Here is a 13,631-nt window from a genome sequence, read left to right as displayed (position 1 = left end):
CTTTCAGGTGGATCGGATTGCCGTGCCGGTACCCACGCCGTATGCCCAGCTGAAACCAGGCAACGGATTCCGGGCTTGATCGGGTGGACCACGGGTACCGGATGGGTGCGCCGATGGAAGTAGCGCCGTCTGGGGGGCGGTCCCGTTCATCCGAAGCCGGTCTGTCGGCCGGCGACGGAACCGACGATGGGAGACACCAATGGGTATGGACGACAAGATGAAGAACGCCGCAGAGTCGGCGAAGGGCAAGATCAAGGAGAAGGCCGGGGAGGCGACCGACGATCGCGATCTGCAGGCCGAAGGCCAGGCGGAGAAGACGAAGGCCGACCTCAAGCAGGCCGGCGAGAAGGTCAAGGACGCATTCAAGGACTGACGCGCCGCCCCTGTCGCGCTCCAGGATCCCCGCTCCCTCGAGCGGGGATCCTGTGCGTCGGATTCCGCCGGGGTACCGGTGGCGGGTGAGCGAGAACGAAATTCTGATCAAAGCTGACCCCGCCGACGTGTTCGCGATCCTTACCGACGGCTGGTCGTACGGCGCCTGGGTCGTCGGCGCGTCCCGAGTGCGTGACGTCGATCCGCCCTGGCCGGAACCCGGCGGGAAGATCCACCATTCGGTCGGCGCCTGGCCGGTGCTGATCAACGACACGACCTCGGTGCTGGAGTACGAGCCGTTGAGTCGCCTGCGCTTGCGCGTCAGGGCCTGGCCGGCCGGACACGGCGAGGTCGAGTTCCGGGCGACGACCGTGGAGACGGGATGTCGTCTCGTCATGTTCGAGCAGGCGACCGGTGGTCCGGTGTCATTGCTGCCTGCGCCGGTGCAGGATCTGTTCCTGGGCGCCCGAAACACCGAGACCCTCCACCGCCTCGCCCTCCTCGCCGAGCATCGGACCTCATGACGTGACGCCAGCGGCCGATCTCGGGTGGGTCAGGACGGGCCGACCCAGCTCTGGTTGCGGGTTCCGACGCAGTCCTAGATCTGCAGTTGGCGGCCGTTGGTGAAGTCGGCCTCGGGCAGGTCCAGGCACCGCCCGGAGGCTTGATTGATGAGTGAGCCGAAGTTGCCTTGGCGCCACTTCTGGTTGCCGCCGCCTGAGCAGGCCGCGACGTGCACCAAGGTCAGGCTCGACCCACCCGACCTTGCTGCCCTGCCCGGTCGTCGTCCGCGAGTCAGTTGCCCAGAACAACCGTTGACAGTGGAACCCGCTTGGGGGTAGGTGGGGGACTCTGCCGTCTTGATCGGTTAGCGTCGGGGCGTGTTGCTGCCTGAGTCGTCGGTGCCGGGGGCGGACCTGCCTGTCCGGGCGGTTCTGCCTGCCACGGTCGATGCGGTGCGATCGCGCGGTACCGCTGTGCTGGTTGCGCCGCCCGGATCGGGGAAGACCTCGCTGTTGCCGCTTGCACTGGGCGACGCGCTCGGGGGCACGATCATCGTCGCCGAGCCGCGAAGGATGGCAACCCGCGCGGCTGCGACCCGGCTGGCGATGCTGGTCGGCGAACCGCTAGGGCAGCGGATCGGCTACGCGATGCGCGGCGAACGCAGCGGCAGCAAAGGACTCCGTATCGAGGTGGTGACGACCGGGCTCCTCGTACGGCGTCTGCAGCAGAACCCGGAGCTGCCAGGTGTCGCCGCGATTGTGATCGACGAGTGCCACGAGCGGCACCTCGACGCCGATCTGCTGCTCGCGTTCTGCGTCGACATCCGGGCGAATCTTCGGGAGGACCTGGCGATCGTTGCGACCTCGGCCACGGCGGACACGAGCAGGCTGAGTCGCGCATTGGGCAGCGACGTTCCGGCCCCAGTGATCACCGCGTCCGCGGCACTGTTCGACGTGGCGATCGAGTGGGCCCCGCCACCGGTCCCCGTGCCGCTGCTTCCCGGTGGGCGGGTCGACCCGCGATTGCTGGATCACATCGCGGCCGTCGTCCGGCGTGCACTGACCGAGAACGACGGCGACATCCTCGTGTTCGTGCCGGGGGAGGCCGAGATCAACGGCGTGACTCGCCGGTTGGCCGGTCAGAATGTTCTGCCGTTGTTCGGTCGCCAGTCCAGGGCTGAACAGGAGCGCGCGTTGACGCCGGCCGCCACTCGTCGGATCGTGGTCACGACGTCGGTTGCGGAGAGTTCGCTGACGGTGCCTGGAGTCAGGGTCGTGGTCGACTCGGGTCTTGCCCGGGAGCCGCGGACCGATCAATCGCGGGGCCTCGGTGCGTTGGTCACCTGTCGGGTTTCGAGATCGTCGGCCGACCAGCGAGCGGGTCGCGCCGGGCGGGAGGCGCCTGGCCGGGTCTATCGGTGCTGGTCTGCCACCGACCACTCGCATCTCGACGATCATCCGGCGCCGGAGATCGCGATCGCCGATCTGGCAGGCTTCGCCCTCGACCTGGCGGCGTGGGGTGCGTCTGCCGGAGCCGGTCTGACGTTGCTGGAGGCCCCGCCGGTGGTGGCGATGACCGCGGCCGCCGAACTGCTGCGCCGCCTCGATGCCGTTGACGACGGTGGCCGGATCACCGAGCGGGGACGGCGGATGGCGGCGATCGGGGCGCATCCTCGGTTGGCTCGTGCGTTGCTGGACGGGACGCCGCGGGTCGGCGCCGATCGGGCGCGCGAGGTCGTCGCGATGCTCTCGGACGACTCCGGTCGCGACTTCGGCGATGATCTGCCGGCCCGCTGGCGGGCCCTCCGCCGTGGCCAGGATCGCGGAGCTACGGCCCGCTGGCGAGAACAAACGAAGCGCCTGGGCCGAGGCGACCCGTTGGGTGGAGATGGAGTACGGCGGGAGACGGGCGCCGTACCGGATGATCTTGCGGTGGGGGTTGTGGTGGGGCTGGCGTACCCGGATCGGATTGCGCGGGTCCGGGGGGCCGATCTGGCGACGTACCAGATGGCTGGTGGTACGGGTGCTGCGCTGGATCCGCAGTCGCCGTTGCGGACGACGACCTGGCTGGCGATCGCGGCTGCTGACCGGGCACCCGGTCGCGCCGACGCCAGGATCCGTTCCGCGGCGCCGATCGATGAGCAGACCGCGCGAGACATCGCAGGCGACCTCGTCTCGACCACCGACCAGATCCGCTGGGACGACGGCCGGATCGTGACGCGGCGTGTTGAGGCACTCGGCGCGATCGTGCTCAACGACGTCCCGCTGGCAAAGCCCGACCGGCTACTGGTCCAAGCGGCTGTCCGCGACGGTATCCGGCGCAGTGGTCTGTCCGTACTGCGCTGGTCGGAGGCCGCACTCGCCTTGCGGGAGCGGCTTGCGTTCTGCCATGCCCACCTCGGATCCCCGTGGCCCGCGGTCGACGACGAGGCGCTCCTGGCCGATCTCGACGAATGGCTGGGTACCGAGCTCGCGTCGGTGCGAGGCGCGCGCGATCTCGCCCACATCGACGTGGCTTCGGCGCTCAGGCGACTACTGCCATGGCCCGCGGCAGCCCGGTTCGGCGAACTCGCACCGGAACGGCTTCGGGTGCCATCGGGCTCTGACGTGCGACTCGCGTACGACGGTGTCGAGCCGCCGGTCCTGGCTGTGAAGCTGCAGGAGGTATTCGGCTGGACTGCCACTCCAGCCGTCGCGGACGGTCGTGTCCCAGTCGTTCTGCACCTACTGTCGCCCGCACGGCGCCCGGTCGCGATCACCAGCGATCTCGCCTCTTTCTGGAAGCAGGGCTATCCCCAGGTCCGAGCCGACCTGCGAGCCCGCTACCCCCGCCATCCGTGGCCGGAAGACCCACTCACCGCCACCCCCACCAAACGACCAAAACCTCGCCAGTGAACCGGTGGCTGACCCCGGGCGGGATCACATCTTCGACGACTCAGCCGCACCCAGGTCGTAGCTTCCGCATTCTGCTGTGATCTCGGCTGTCGCTTGCGCCGCGGTGAAGAAGTCGTTGGCCAGCGGCGAGGTGCGCGATGCCGCCATCGCGAGGCACACCTGTTCGGGCGCGAGTTCCGGGATGGGGACGTAGCTGATGTCCGGACGTGAGTAGAACACTGTCTCCGAACGCGCCACGAACGAGATGCCCCGGCCGGCCGCGACGTGCTCGAGTTTCTCTTCCACGCCGCGCACGCGGAGCCCGGAGTCGGGGTGCGGGCGCCGGGTGGGCTGCGTGCTCGGGTCGGCATGCCAGACCAGCGGTTCACCGGCCAGGTCGGCCTCGGTGACCTGCTCCTTGCCGGCCAACCGGTGGTCTGCGGGCAGCACCACCATGAGCGGCTCGGTGTACAGCGGGGTCACGCGCAGGCCGGTCTCGTCGATGGGTAGCCGCACATAGCCGACGTCGATGCGGCCGTCGAGCAGCATCAGGGCCTGGTCGTCCCATTCGATCCGCTGCACGTCCAGGACCACGTCCGGATGTCGGGCCTCGAACGCCCGGGCCGCCGGGATGACCGGGATGCCGGTCCGGAAGCCGACCGCCAGCCGCCGGCTGCCGCGGGCGGCCACCGACACCCGGCGGCGGATCGCCTGCGCGGAGGCGAGCAGCGGACCGGCGTCGTCCAGCAGTTGCCGGCCGGCGTCGGTCAGCGCTACGCCGTGGCTGTCTCTGGTGAACAGCGAAGCGCCGAGATCCTTTTCCAGAGCGCGGATCTGCCGGCTGAGCGCCGGCTGCGCGATGTGCAGCTCATCGGCGGCGCGGCCGAAGTGCAGCCGGTCGGCGACGGTGACGAAGTAGCGCAACTTGCGCAGGTCCAGATCCATGGAGCCTCCCGGTCCGGCGATGCCTCCAGGGTATCGCCACGGCCGAAAGAGGTCTTGGACACCCACGAATACCAATGGCATCGTTAATGGGGCCCGAGCGAATTCGGTATAAGGAACCCTTTTCGTTAGCGCGTATAAGAACCGAATTGTTTCGGATATCCATCAATACCTATGGAGTGATCGTGGGAAAGCTCGATGGCAAGGTAGCCGTTATCACCGGTGGATCCACCGGCATGGCACTGGCCGGCGCCAAGCTGTTCGTCGAGGAAGGTGCGCACGTCTTCATCCAGGCCCGGCGGCAGGAAGCACTGGATGACGCCGTCAAGCTGATCGGCCGCAACGTCACCGCCGTCCAGGGCGACGCGGCCGAACTGGACGACCTGGATCGCTTGTACGACACCGTCAAGCGGGAAAAGGGCTCGATCGACGTGCTGTGGGCCAGCGCCGGGATGGGCGAACCGGCCGTCCTCGGCGAGATCACCGAGGAACAGTTCCACCGCGCCTTCTGGCTCAACGCGCGCGGCACCCTGTTCACCGTGCAGAAGGCGCTGCCGCTGATCAACGACAACGGCTCGATCTTCATGACCGGATCCAACGCCTCACTCGGCGCCTTCCCCGGCTGGAGCCTCTACGCGGGAAGCAAAGCCGTCCAGCAGGCCTGGGCCCGCGTCTGGCTCAACGAACTGCGCGACCGCAAGATCCGGGTCAACGTCCTGACCCCCGGCCAGGTCGCGACCGCCAAACAGGAAGAACTGTTCGACGAGGCAACCAAGGCCGCATTCGAGTCCCTCATCCCCCGAGGACAGATGGGCCGCCCCGACGAAATCGCCACCGTCGCTTTGTTCCTCGCCTCCGACGACTCCAGCTACGTCAACGGCCTGGAACTGGTCACCGACGGCGGCACCACCGCCATCTGAACCACACACCAGGAATGCCGTGGGCACACCACAACAGCCAGGAAGAGAGCACACCTCATGAGCAGCATCACCCTGATCGGTACGGGGAACATGGCCCGTACCATCGGCACGCTGGCGGTCGCGGGCGGCAACACCGTCGAGGTCATGGGCCGCGATCAGTCCAAGGCCGATGACCTCGCCAAGGCTCTCGGAAGCGGTGCGAAGGCGGGAAAGTGGGGCGCCGTACCGGCCGGGGACGTCGTCATCACGGCCCTGTTGTACAACGGCGTCGTTCCGGTCGTCGTCGAGTACGGAGACGCCCTCGCGGGCAAGGTCATCGTCGACATCAGCAACCCCTTCAACGCCACGTTCGACGGGCTGGCCCACAGCGAGGAGACCTCGATCGCGCAGGAAGTCGCCAAGGTCGCCCCGGCCGGCGCCAGCGTGGTGAAGGCCTTCAACACCGTCTTCCGTAATGTCCTGGAGCAGGGCCGACCCGACGTCTTCATCGCCGGCGACGACGCGCAGGCAAAGGCACGCGTGTCGACATTCATCGAGAGCCTCGGGCTGCGCCCGCTGGACTCCGGCGGCCTGACGATGGCGCGCTGGCTGGAGGGAGCAGGCCTGCTGACGATGGGCCTGGCCAGCAACGGCGTCGGGAACTTCAACTTCTCTCTCGGCGTCAGCGTTCTCAGCTGAGCCCACCCGCACCACCACTTCTCGTGCCACCTCATTCGCAAGGAGCAGTAGCGTGCGCGTTTTCGTCGCTGGCGGGACCGGCCATTCCGGTTCGTACATCATCCCCGAGCTGATCGCCGCCGGGCACGAGGTCACCGGCCTGGCCCGATCGGACACGGCTGCGGCCCTCACCCCAGCCTGCTCGCCGACCTGGACAACGGCCACTACTTCTCCGCCACCTGACGGCAGGATCCGAATAAGATCGACAGCAAGTCACTCACCTCGAGCATCGGGCTGGGATCCGGTCGAGTCGCGTGAGCAGCACAACGCGGCACCCGCAGGGCTACCGGACGAACCGTCTCAGTCGGCAAGAGCTTGAGGCCGACCGTGTGAATGAGTTGTGTGTCCGAGGAGGGACACGCACTTGACCACACGCATCGGCCTGGAGCGCCGGGCCATCCGATGTCCCAGTCGCCGGCCGTCGCTGTCGGATTCACCTAGTGCGAGCGGTCGTAGCCTGGTGCGTTCAGGGGTGGCGGAGGTAGTACTCGGTGAACTCGCGGCAGCGTCCTTCGTCGTCGAATTGCATGATGAAGCAGTTCGCGTAGGTGCGGACGATGGGGCCGTCAGGTACTTCGCGGTAGCGCGAGGTGCCGGTGGCCACCACGGTGTCGCCGTCGACCGCGACCGGCGAGTATTCGGCCTCGTAGGTGCCGGGTGCGTCGCGGGTGGAGGCGTCGTTCGACGCGCTCTGTCCTAGCCAAGATGCGACGACGGCGTCCCGGCCGGCGATCGCTTCGTCGTACGGGTGGTAGCGGTACGCGATGTTCTCGCTGAACAGGTCCGCAATGTCGCTCGGATCGTAGGACGTCCACGCCTCGACGTACCGGTCGAGCCAGTCCTGAGCCGTCTTATGATCCATTGGCCCACCTTAATCCGCGATCTCTCTGCGGAGAACGCGATGCAGTCGCCAGGTGGGGGTCGTCACGGGTTCGTTTGCGGTTGGGCTGGGTACGGGGATCTGGATGCTTATTGCTGAGCGGTACAGGTTGGGGCCGTCTGTTGGTCGGGGCGGCATGGGGGAAGTGTTCCGTGCCACGGATGAACTGCTGGGGCGGGTGGTCGCGGTCAAGTTGCTGCTGCCGTCTGATCAGAACGCCAGAGCGGGCGAACGATTTCAGCGGGAGGCGCGAGCTGCCGCGAGGTTGAGCGACCCGCACGTGGTCTCGGTGTACGACTTCGGTCCTCACGACGAAGGTTTCTTCTTGGTGATGGAGCTGGTCGAAGGCCGCACCGTCGCCGCGGAGCTCGCTCAACACGGACCGCTGCCGAAGGATCGTGCGATCGACATCGTCGAACAGGCGGCCGCGGGCCTGGCCGCGGCGCACCGGGAGGATGTCGTCCATCGTGACGTGAAACCGGGCAACCTGCTGGTGACGGCGGACGGGACCGTGAAGGTCGCGGATTTCGGCATCGCTCACCTTCCAGGAGAAGGGGCGAGCACGCTCACGGCGACGGGCCAGATCGTCGGTAGCACGCACTACCTCGCCCCCGAGCGGGCGAAGGGTGAGCAGGCGGGGAAGGCAGCCGATGTGTACGCGCTGGGTTGCGTGCTCTATCAACTGGTTGCCGGTCAGCCTCCGTTCACGGCGGAGCACCCGGCGGCGATTCTCTACCAGCACGTCGACACCGCTCCGACGCCGCCGAGTTCGGCCCGCCCCGAGCTGGCCGGATCGTTCGAGCATGTTCTGCTGCGGATGCTCGCGAAGGATGCCGCTGACCGTCCGTCCGCAGCCGAGATCGCGGGCGGCGCCTTGCGTGCTCAGCTGCCGGCAGGTGCTCTCGGCCTTGCCATGTCCTCGGCAGCTATGGCAGCGAACGACCCGGTCGTCACCGCCACGCAGCCACCACTCGACGTGCCGGAAACGCCGACCCGGACACGAAGGAAGTCACTTCTCGTCGGGGGGATCGCCGTCCTCGCGACAGGAGGGGCCGTGCTGGCCGGCGTCCTACTCAACGGCAACGACACCAGGTTGCCCCCGACGACCGAGGTCGGTCCTCAAAGCAGCCCCAGTACGCCGAAGCCGAACGCCACCGCGACGAGAACGGCATCGACCGGCGCGAACCAGCCGGATCGCACGAAGGCCACCTCGGCTCGCCCATCGCAAGGCACCTCTGAACAGGTAACGCCGAGCACTCCTACGCCCAGTACGTCGGTGACCGATACATCGTCGCCGGGTACGGAATCGCCGAGCGTGCCCACCCGGAGCAGCGCCACGCCGAGCGCTTCCACCCGAGGAACGCCTTCGACGGGAGACTCCCCGTCAAGCACGCCGACCAGCAGCACTCCCACGACGAGTACTCCGCCACCTGAAACCTCGTCGCCCAGCCCCCAGCGCACCGAAACCCCGGCGGCAGCCGACTAGCCACAGGACGCCTCGTGTTCTCTAACAGCCAAAAGCAGTATTGACTGTTAGGATGAGGCGCGGAGGTGGTTCCGGGTGACGTATCGGCCGGAGTTGATCGGCGGACATCTCGCGCTCGACCTCGTGAACACTGTGGCGTGGCGTCGCGATCCCACGCGAACGGTCGATCGGTTCGCCGACCTGCCGAATGTGGAGCGCTGGCTGCTGGCCGCCGGCGTCAGCAGGGATCAAGCAGTGGTGACGCGACGGCTGCGCGACGACCTGGTAGCTGCGCGAGACATCGCGTACGACGTACTGGCACGCCTCGCCGTCGGAGATCGGCCTGCGCGTGCGACGGTCGATGCGCTGCACGGCCTCATCTCCGGGGTCGTGCGGTCGGCATCCGTCGAGCTGAGTCCGTTCGGATGGCGAGCCGATGATCCGGGAGACGCCGTTCGGCTAGCGGTCTGGCGGCTCTTCGAGGACGAAGACCTGGGCCGGTTGCGCCAGTGCGGAGATGACGGTTGTGGCTGGCTGTTCCTCGACCGGAGCAAGAACGGCTCGCGCCGGTGGTGCAGTTCGGCAGACTGCGGCAACCGGGCTCGCGCTCGACGGCATTACGAGCGGGCGCGGGGAACGACAGCATGATGTCGCCTGACCGGCATTCGTTCACCCGTGGGCTTCGTCTCGGCATCGGGCCGGCGCTTGCGACCGGCGTACTGGCACTGAACTTCGGTGCCGAAGCGCGGGCGCGAGGATGGGGGACTGTGGTGCCGGTGGTGTTCTCCGCGTTCGCGTTCAGCGGCTCGGCGCAGTTCACGTTGCTCAGTTCGTTGTCCGGTGCAACGGTGCTGGCGGCGATCGTCGCGTCCATGGTGATCAACGTGCGATATCTGGTGATGAGTGTGGCGATCGCGCCGAGCCTGCGCGGCAGCCGGCTGGCACGCATGCTCCAGGCGCAAGCCATCGTCGACGCTTCGTTCCTGGCCGCGCACGACGAGGACGATCGGTACGACGTCTGGCGGATGATCGGAGTCAGCGTTCCGCAATGGATCTTCTGGACCGCGGGCACCGCCGTCGGCGTACTGGCCGCGCCATCGCCGGATCTCATGCACAAGCTCGGGCTCGACGTGGCGTTCCCCGCGTTCTTCATCATCTTGCTGATCGACGAAGTACGCCGATCCCGCCGCGCACTCGTTGCCTGCCTGCTCGGCGGGACGATTGCCGCCGGGCTGTTGTTTGTCACCAGTCCCAGCTACGCGTTGCTGGGCGCTGCTGCGGCCACCCTGATCGGACTGCGACGAAGGAGGCCTCATGAAGCTGTACCTGTGTGTACTGATCGTCAGCGCCAGTAACTGGTTGATGAAGGCCGCGGGCCCACTGGTCCTCGGGAAGCGCGATCTCCCGCCCGCCCTGGTCCGTGTCACCCAGCTGACCGCACCGGCGTTGCTCGCCGGACTGATCGTGACTGACCTCGGCGGCCGAACGGTCGACTGGACCCAGCTGGTCGGAGTAGGCGTTGCCGGCGTCCTCAACCTCGTCAGGATGCCGATGGTGGCAGCAGCCGCCGCAGGCGTAGCCACCACAGCCCTCGTCCGCCTCGTGTCGGCCTAGAACAGCGCAGACCGTCGATCACCTGACCGGTTGGGTACAGGTTTGTGCATGGAGCGCGGAGACCTGGAAGAGTTTTACCGGCGGTATCTGCAGCGTTGCAATGAGTACCGGTTCGAAGGGCTCGGCGAGTTCATCGACGACAGGGTCGAGGTGAACGGTGCGCCTCACGACGTACGACGTTACGCCGCGGGCCTGCGGAACGTCGTACAGGAATATCCGGACTTCCACTGGGATCTGCGGCACCTGCTGATCGACGGTGGCTGGCTGAGTGCGCACCTGATCGACACCTACACCGCACCCGCCGGACGGTCCGTGAGCCTGCAGGAACTCGCGATGTACCACGTGAAGGACGGCCGGATCGTCCAGGTCTGGGGCGACCTGGACCACGCCCGCCTGGCGAGGTAGGCGGGTCGATGCTCACTCGTCGGGCTTGGCCAGCGGGGCCGTCGCCGGGCCGTCGAGAACGGAGCCGTCGGGTGCGAAGCGGGAGCCGTGGCAGTTGCAGTCCCAGGTGGTGTCGCCTTGGTTCCAGCGCAGGGGACAACCGAGGTGGGTGCAGACCGGTACGACGGTGTGCGGGCGGCCGTCGTGGTCGCAGTACGCGCCGACAGTCTTGCCGTCGAGGTCGTACAGGCCGCCCTCGCCGACCTCGAGGTGGTCGAGCCCGTGGCCCAGGATGCGGCGGAGGTGTCCGGCGGCGAACTCCTTGCCGACCTTGAGGTTGTCCTTCACGAGTTCCGCGACAGCGTGCGCGTCGCCGATGCGACTGGCGTCGTACAGCTCGCTCCAGGGGTTCTCCCGGTCGAGGATCGTGTCGCGCAGGATGCCGGCAGCGACGGTTCCGTTGGTGAGGCCCCATTTGTTCATGCCTGTCGCGATCAGGATCGGTGACCCGGGAGCCTTGCCGACGAACGGGAGCAGGTCCGGCGTGCTGTAATCCTCGGCGGACCAGCGATAGTCGGGCTGCACATCGGTGTTCCAGAGCGAGCCGACCCAGTCGATGAGGCTCTGGTACGCCGCATCCGTGTCCTGCTCGGCGCCGGTCTCATGTCCGCCGCCGACCACGATGAGCCCGTTGGGGCCGCCTCCGGGCCATGGTCGAGTAGACCGCACTGGTGTGTCGGCCGAGATGGTCATGCCGGCCGGTGCTTCGACTGGCAGCCGGACGGCGATCCCGTGCGACTGGTTCGGTCTGGTGCGGGCGAAGTACCCGCCGAGGGTGCCGATCGGCAGCAGAGTGGCGACCACCGCATGCGCTGCGCTGACTCGTGGCCCGACGGCGGTCAGCGCCTCGACGCGGTCGTCGGTGGGATTCAGATCAGTGACTCGGCTGTGCTCGAAGATCTGGCCTCCCGCCTCGATGAAGGCGCGGGCGAGGCCCGCCAGATAGCGAACCGGATGAAGCATCACCTGGTGGTCGAAGCGCACAGCCGACGTGCCCTGACCCGGTAGTCCGGTCTCGTCAGGTCCAGCGAGCTGAGCCGGCAGACCGAGATCCCATGCGACATCTGCTTCGCGCTGCAGGTTGCCTGCTGAGTAGACGAACGACGGCCCTCTGATCAGTTCGCACTCGATACTGAGCCGGTCAACCAGCAGTGCGATCTGGTCGACGGCGCCTTGGTTGGCCGAGGCGTACCGCTCGGCTTTCTGACGTCCGTGCCGATCGACCAGGCTTGCGTAGATGGCACCGTGCTGCGAAGTGACTTTTCCGGTGGTGTTGCCGCTGGTACGTGCGCCGATCCGCCTCGCCTCGAGCAGGACGACATCCGTCCCCTCCTGCTGCAGGTACAGCGCGGTCGTCATCCCGATGATGCCGCCACCGACGACGAGGACGTCGCTGTGCAGATCGCGATCGATTGCGTCGTACTGCGGCATCGTCGCAGTCGCCTGCCAGACCGAGCGGTTCGTCATGATTGCTCGCCTCCCCCCGACACCGTCCTGGCTCGATCCGGGTACCCAGCCCACATTCGTCCATGCGCCTGGAGTGCCGCTCGAGGGTTGGCTTGCAGGCGGGAGGTAACAGGTGGGTCCCCACTCCGGACAGGAGGACCGCGTGACCAACGCAAAGTCCGCCGCCGTCGCGCTAGCTACCACCGCCGCGTGGGCCGCTCAGTGCCTGGTTGAGCGACCTGCTCACGGGCGCCCGCGGTGCACAGCGGACCATCGAGTTCGTGGGGTCCGGTCAGCCGTTCGCCGACGAGGATCTGCAACTTGCGCTATGGATCGCGTACGAGCTGCAGTACCGCGGATTCGACGACGTGGACCCCGATGCCCAGTGGGATCCGGGCATCATCGCTGACCGCAGCCAGTGGGAGCGTCCCTGGATCAACTGGCTGGAAGCCACCTGCCGGGTCCGTCCGACCGACGCACCGGTCGCGGAGCAGTTGCGGGCGATGATCGACGCCGATGACGGTCCGCGGCTGGCGCCGTACCTGCGTCGGCATGCCACCAGAGAGCAGTTTCGTGAGTTCGTTCTGAACCGGTCCGTCTACCAGCTCAAGGAGGCCGACCCGCACAGCTTCGGCATTCCACGTCTGGACGGCGCTGCCAAGGCGGCGCTGGTCGAGATCGAAGCCGACGAGTACGGTGGCGGCCGCCCGGAACGGATGCATTCCGAACTGTTCCGTACGACGATGCGCTGGCTCGGACTCGACGACAGCTACGGCCGGTACGTCTCGGAAGCCCCGGCCGTCACGCTGGCCGTCTCGAACGTGATGTCGCTGTTCGCGGTCCATCGCCGCTGGACCGGCGCCCTCATCGGCCACCTGGCGGCGCTCGAGATGACCTCCACGGTGCCCAATCGCCAGTACGCCGCCGGCGCCGCCAGACTCGGCGCTACGAAGGAACAGGCGCGATACTTCACCGAGCACGTCGAAGCGGACGCCGTCCATGAGCAGATCGCTGCCCACGACCTCTGTGGCGGCTACGTACGACAGCACCCCGACGCCATCAGCGACGTCCTCTTCGGCGCCCGCTGCTCACTCGTCATCGACAATCTCTTCGCCGAACACCTCCTGACCCGATGGAGGGCCCCCACTCGCTACCTTCGCGCGCCCCACGCCGCCGCGGGCTAGGGCGCGGACGGTTCGTACTCCCGTCGGTAGCGGTAGGAGTTGTGTTCCGCGATCGTTCCGTCGGGGTTGGTGATGATGTGGTCGACGCCGTACCAGCAGGCCACGATCGCACCTTGGCTGGATTGGCGCTGCCTTCCGCCGCCGGCTGCGAAGGGTTCGTCGCTGTTGCGCCAGCGGGTCTTCCAGATTCCGTTCTCGCAGTAGGTCTCGATGTCGTCAACGGCCATGATGAACGCCTCCGCGGCTGAACCTTGATCGTTGGGTCGGGGC

At 67.4% G+C, this 13,631-nt stretch carries 17 protein-coding genes; 12 read left to right on the top strand and 5 right to left on the bottom strand.

Annotated elements, in window-relative coordinates:
• The first annotated feature begins 199 nt into the window (after positions 1–199).
• A complete protein-coding gene (locus tag E0H45_RS17615; protein ID WP_131338565.1) occupies positions 200–373 on the top strand; it encodes a CsbD family protein in 174 nt (57 codons plus the stop codon).
• 85 nt (positions 374–458) lie between these two features.
• Positions 459–896 (top strand): SRPBCC family protein, encoded by a 438-nt coding sequence (locus E0H45_RS17610; protein ID WP_131338563.1) that lies wholly within the window; start codon positions 459–461, stop codon positions 894–896.
• A gap of 74 nt (positions 897–970) precedes the next feature.
• On the opposite strand, the gene E0H45_RS42475 is transcribed toward E0H45_RS17610, so the two are convergent.
• The gene (locus E0H45_RS42475; RefSeq protein WP_165546495.1) at positions 971–1,111 is read right to left on the bottom strand and encodes an RICIN domain-containing protein; all 141 of its coding nucleotides are present in this window, start codon (positions 1,109–1,111) and stop codon (positions 971–973) included.
• 142 nt (positions 1,112–1,253) lie between these two features.
• On the opposite strand from E0H45_RS42475, the gene hrpB reads away from it, so the two are divergent.
• The gene (gene hrpB, locus E0H45_RS17600; protein ID WP_131338559.1) at positions 1,254–3,770 is read left to right on the top strand and encodes an ATP-dependent helicase HrpB; all 2,517 of its coding nucleotides are present in this window, start codon (positions 1,254–1,256) and stop codon (positions 3,768–3,770) included.
• A 24-nt stretch (positions 3,771–3,794) separates the two neighbouring features.
• On the opposite strand, the gene E0H45_RS17595 is transcribed toward hrpB, so the two are convergent.
• Entirely contained in the window at positions 3,795–4,694 is a 900-nt protein-coding gene (locus E0H45_RS17595; RefSeq protein ID WP_131338557.1) for a LysR family transcriptional regulator, read from the bottom strand.
• Between the two features lie 86 nt (positions 4,695–4,780).
• Between E0H45_RS17595 and E0H45_RS17590 the strand changes: the two genes are divergently transcribed.
• From E0H45_RS17590 to E0H45_RS43775, 3 genes are read left to right on the top strand one after another with little or no spacing between them, the layout of a single operon-like run.
• Complete coding sequence (locus E0H45_RS17590; RefSeq protein ID WP_238155065.1) at positions 4,781–5,611, top strand: SDR family NAD(P)-dependent oxidoreductase; 831 nt, start codon at positions 4,781–4,783, stop codon at positions 5,609–5,611.
• Positions 5,612–5,668: 57 nt separating this feature from the next.
• Positions 5,669–6,289: an NADPH-dependent F420 reductase gene (locus tag E0H45_RS17585; protein WP_131338555.1), complete on the top strand. Its 621-nt coding sequence runs from the start codon at positions 5,669–5,671 to the stop codon at positions 6,287–6,289.
• A gap of 52 nt (positions 6,290–6,341) precedes the next feature.
• The gene (locus E0H45_RS43775) at positions 6,342–6,647 is read left to right on the top strand and encodes an NAD-dependent epimerase/dehydratase family protein (RefSeq protein ID WP_337590413.1); all 306 of its coding nucleotides are present in this window, start codon (positions 6,342–6,344) and stop codon (positions 6,645–6,647) included.
• 147 nt (positions 6,648–6,794) lie between these two features.
• Here the strand turns inward: E0H45_RS43775 and E0H45_RS17575 are convergent, their stop codons facing one another.
• A complete protein-coding gene (locus tag E0H45_RS17575) occupies positions 6,795–7,190 on the bottom strand; it encodes a nuclear transport factor 2 family protein (protein ID WP_131338553.1) in 396 nt (131 codons plus the stop codon).
• A gap of 103 nt (positions 7,191–7,293) precedes the next feature.
• On the opposite strand from E0H45_RS17575, the gene E0H45_RS17570 reads away from it, so the two are divergent.
• The 5 genes from E0H45_RS17570 (at position 7,294) to E0H45_RS17550 (ending at position 10,692) form a co-directional block, all read left to right on the top strand.
• Positions 7,294–8,694 (top strand): serine/threonine-protein kinase, encoded by a 1,401-nt coding sequence (locus E0H45_RS17570; RefSeq protein ID WP_131338551.1) that lies wholly within the window; start codon positions 7,294–7,296, stop codon positions 8,692–8,694.
• 75 nt (positions 8,695–8,769) lie between these two features.
• Complete coding sequence (locus tag E0H45_RS17565; protein ID WP_131338549.1) at positions 8,770–9,321, top strand: CGNR zinc finger domain-containing protein; 552 nt, start codon at positions 8,770–8,772, stop codon at positions 9,319–9,321.
• Positions 9,318–10,028, top strand: a complete 711-nt coding sequence (locus E0H45_RS17560) for an AzlC family ABC transporter permease (RefSeq protein WP_131338547.1) — start codon at positions 9,318–9,320, stop codon at positions 10,026–10,028. The genes E0H45_RS17565 and E0H45_RS17560 overlap by 4 nt, the downstream gene beginning before the upstream one ends.
• Complete coding sequence (locus E0H45_RS17555) at positions 9,988–10,287, top strand: AzlD domain-containing protein (protein WP_131338545.1); 300 nt, start codon at positions 9,988–9,990, stop codon at positions 10,285–10,287. The genes E0H45_RS17560 and E0H45_RS17555 overlap by 41 nt, the downstream gene beginning before the upstream one ends.
• Positions 10,288–10,335: 48 nt before the next feature.
• Entirely contained in the window at positions 10,336–10,692 is a 357-nt protein-coding gene (locus E0H45_RS17550) for an ester cyclase (RefSeq protein WP_131338543.1), read from the top strand.
• Positions 10,693–10,704: 12 nt separating this feature from the next.
• Here the strand turns inward: E0H45_RS17550 and E0H45_RS17545 are convergent, their stop codons facing one another.
• On the bottom strand, positions 10,705–12,198 hold the full coding sequence (locus E0H45_RS17545; protein WP_131338541.1) for an FAD-dependent oxidoreductase: 1,494 nt from the start codon (positions 12,196–12,198) through the stop codon (positions 10,705–10,707).
• A 209-nt stretch (positions 12,199–12,407) separates the two neighbouring features.
• Here E0H45_RS17545 and E0H45_RS17540 point away from each other — a divergent pair, with 209 nt between their 5' ends.
• The gene (locus tag E0H45_RS17540) at positions 12,408–13,361 is read left to right on the top strand and encodes an iron-containing redox enzyme family protein (protein ID WP_131338539.1); all 954 of its coding nucleotides are present in this window, start codon (positions 12,408–12,410) and stop codon (positions 13,359–13,361) included.
• Here the strand turns inward: E0H45_RS17540 and E0H45_RS17535 are convergent.
• Positions 13,358–13,588, bottom strand: a complete 231-nt coding sequence (locus tag E0H45_RS17535; protein WP_131338537.1) for a DUF2188 domain-containing protein — start codon at positions 13,586–13,588, stop codon at positions 13,358–13,360. The two genes, E0H45_RS17540 and E0H45_RS17535, sit on opposite strands and share 4 nt — an antisense overlap.
• Positions 13,589–13,631 lie beyond the last annotated feature (43 nt).

The organism is Kribbella soli, from assembly GCF_004331345.1.
Classification (GTDB): domain Bacteria; phylum Actinomycetota; class Actinomycetes; order Propionibacteriales; family Kribbellaceae; genus Kribbella; species Kribbella soli.
Note: the sequence above shows the minus strand (reverse complement) of the source record. Positions and strands in the feature narration are given on the sequence as shown.

Excerpts from the sequence above, each read along its gene's own strand:
- E0H45_RS17615 (WP_131338565.1), top strand. The coding sequence starts at position 200 with ATGGGTATGGACGACAAGATGAAGAACGCCGCAGAGTCGGCGAAGGGC.
- E0H45_RS17595 (WP_131338557.1), bottom strand. The coding sequence starts at position 4,694 with ATGGATCTGGACCTGCGCAAGTTGCGCTACTTCGTCACCGTCGCCGAC.
- E0H45_RS17590 (WP_238155065.1), top strand. The coding sequence starts at position 4,781 with ATGGGGCCCGAGCGAATTCGGTATAAGGAACCCTTTTCGTTAGCGCGT.
- E0H45_RS17585 (WP_131338555.1), top strand. The coding sequence starts at position 5,669 with ATGAGCAGCATCACCCTGATCGGTACGGGGAACATGGCCCGTACCATC.
- E0H45_RS17575 (WP_131338553.1), bottom strand. The coding sequence starts at position 7,190 with ATGGATCATAAGACGGCTCAGGACTGGCTCGACCGGTACGTCGAGGCG.
- E0H45_RS17570 (WP_131338551.1), top strand. The coding sequence starts at position 7,294 with ATGCTTATTGCTGAGCGGTACAGGTTGGGGCCGTCTGTTGGTCGGGGC.
- E0H45_RS17560 (WP_131338547.1), top strand. The coding sequence starts at position 9,318 with ATGATGTCGCCTGACCGGCATTCGTTCACCCGTGGGCTTCGTCTCGGC.
- E0H45_RS17555 (WP_131338545.1), top strand. The coding sequence starts at position 9,988 with ATGAAGCTGTACCTGTGTGTACTGATCGTCAGCGCCAGTAACTGGTTG.
- E0H45_RS17550 (WP_131338543.1), top strand. The coding sequence starts at position 10,336 with ATGGAGCGCGGAGACCTGGAAGAGTTTTACCGGCGGTATCTGCAGCGT.
- E0H45_RS17545 (WP_131338541.1), bottom strand. The coding sequence starts at position 12,198 with ATGACGAACCGCTCGGTCTGGCAGGCGACTGCGACGATGCCGCAGTAC.
- E0H45_RS17535 (WP_131338537.1), bottom strand. The coding sequence starts at position 13,588 with ATGGCCGTTGACGACATCGAGACCTACTGCGAGAACGGAATCTGGAAG.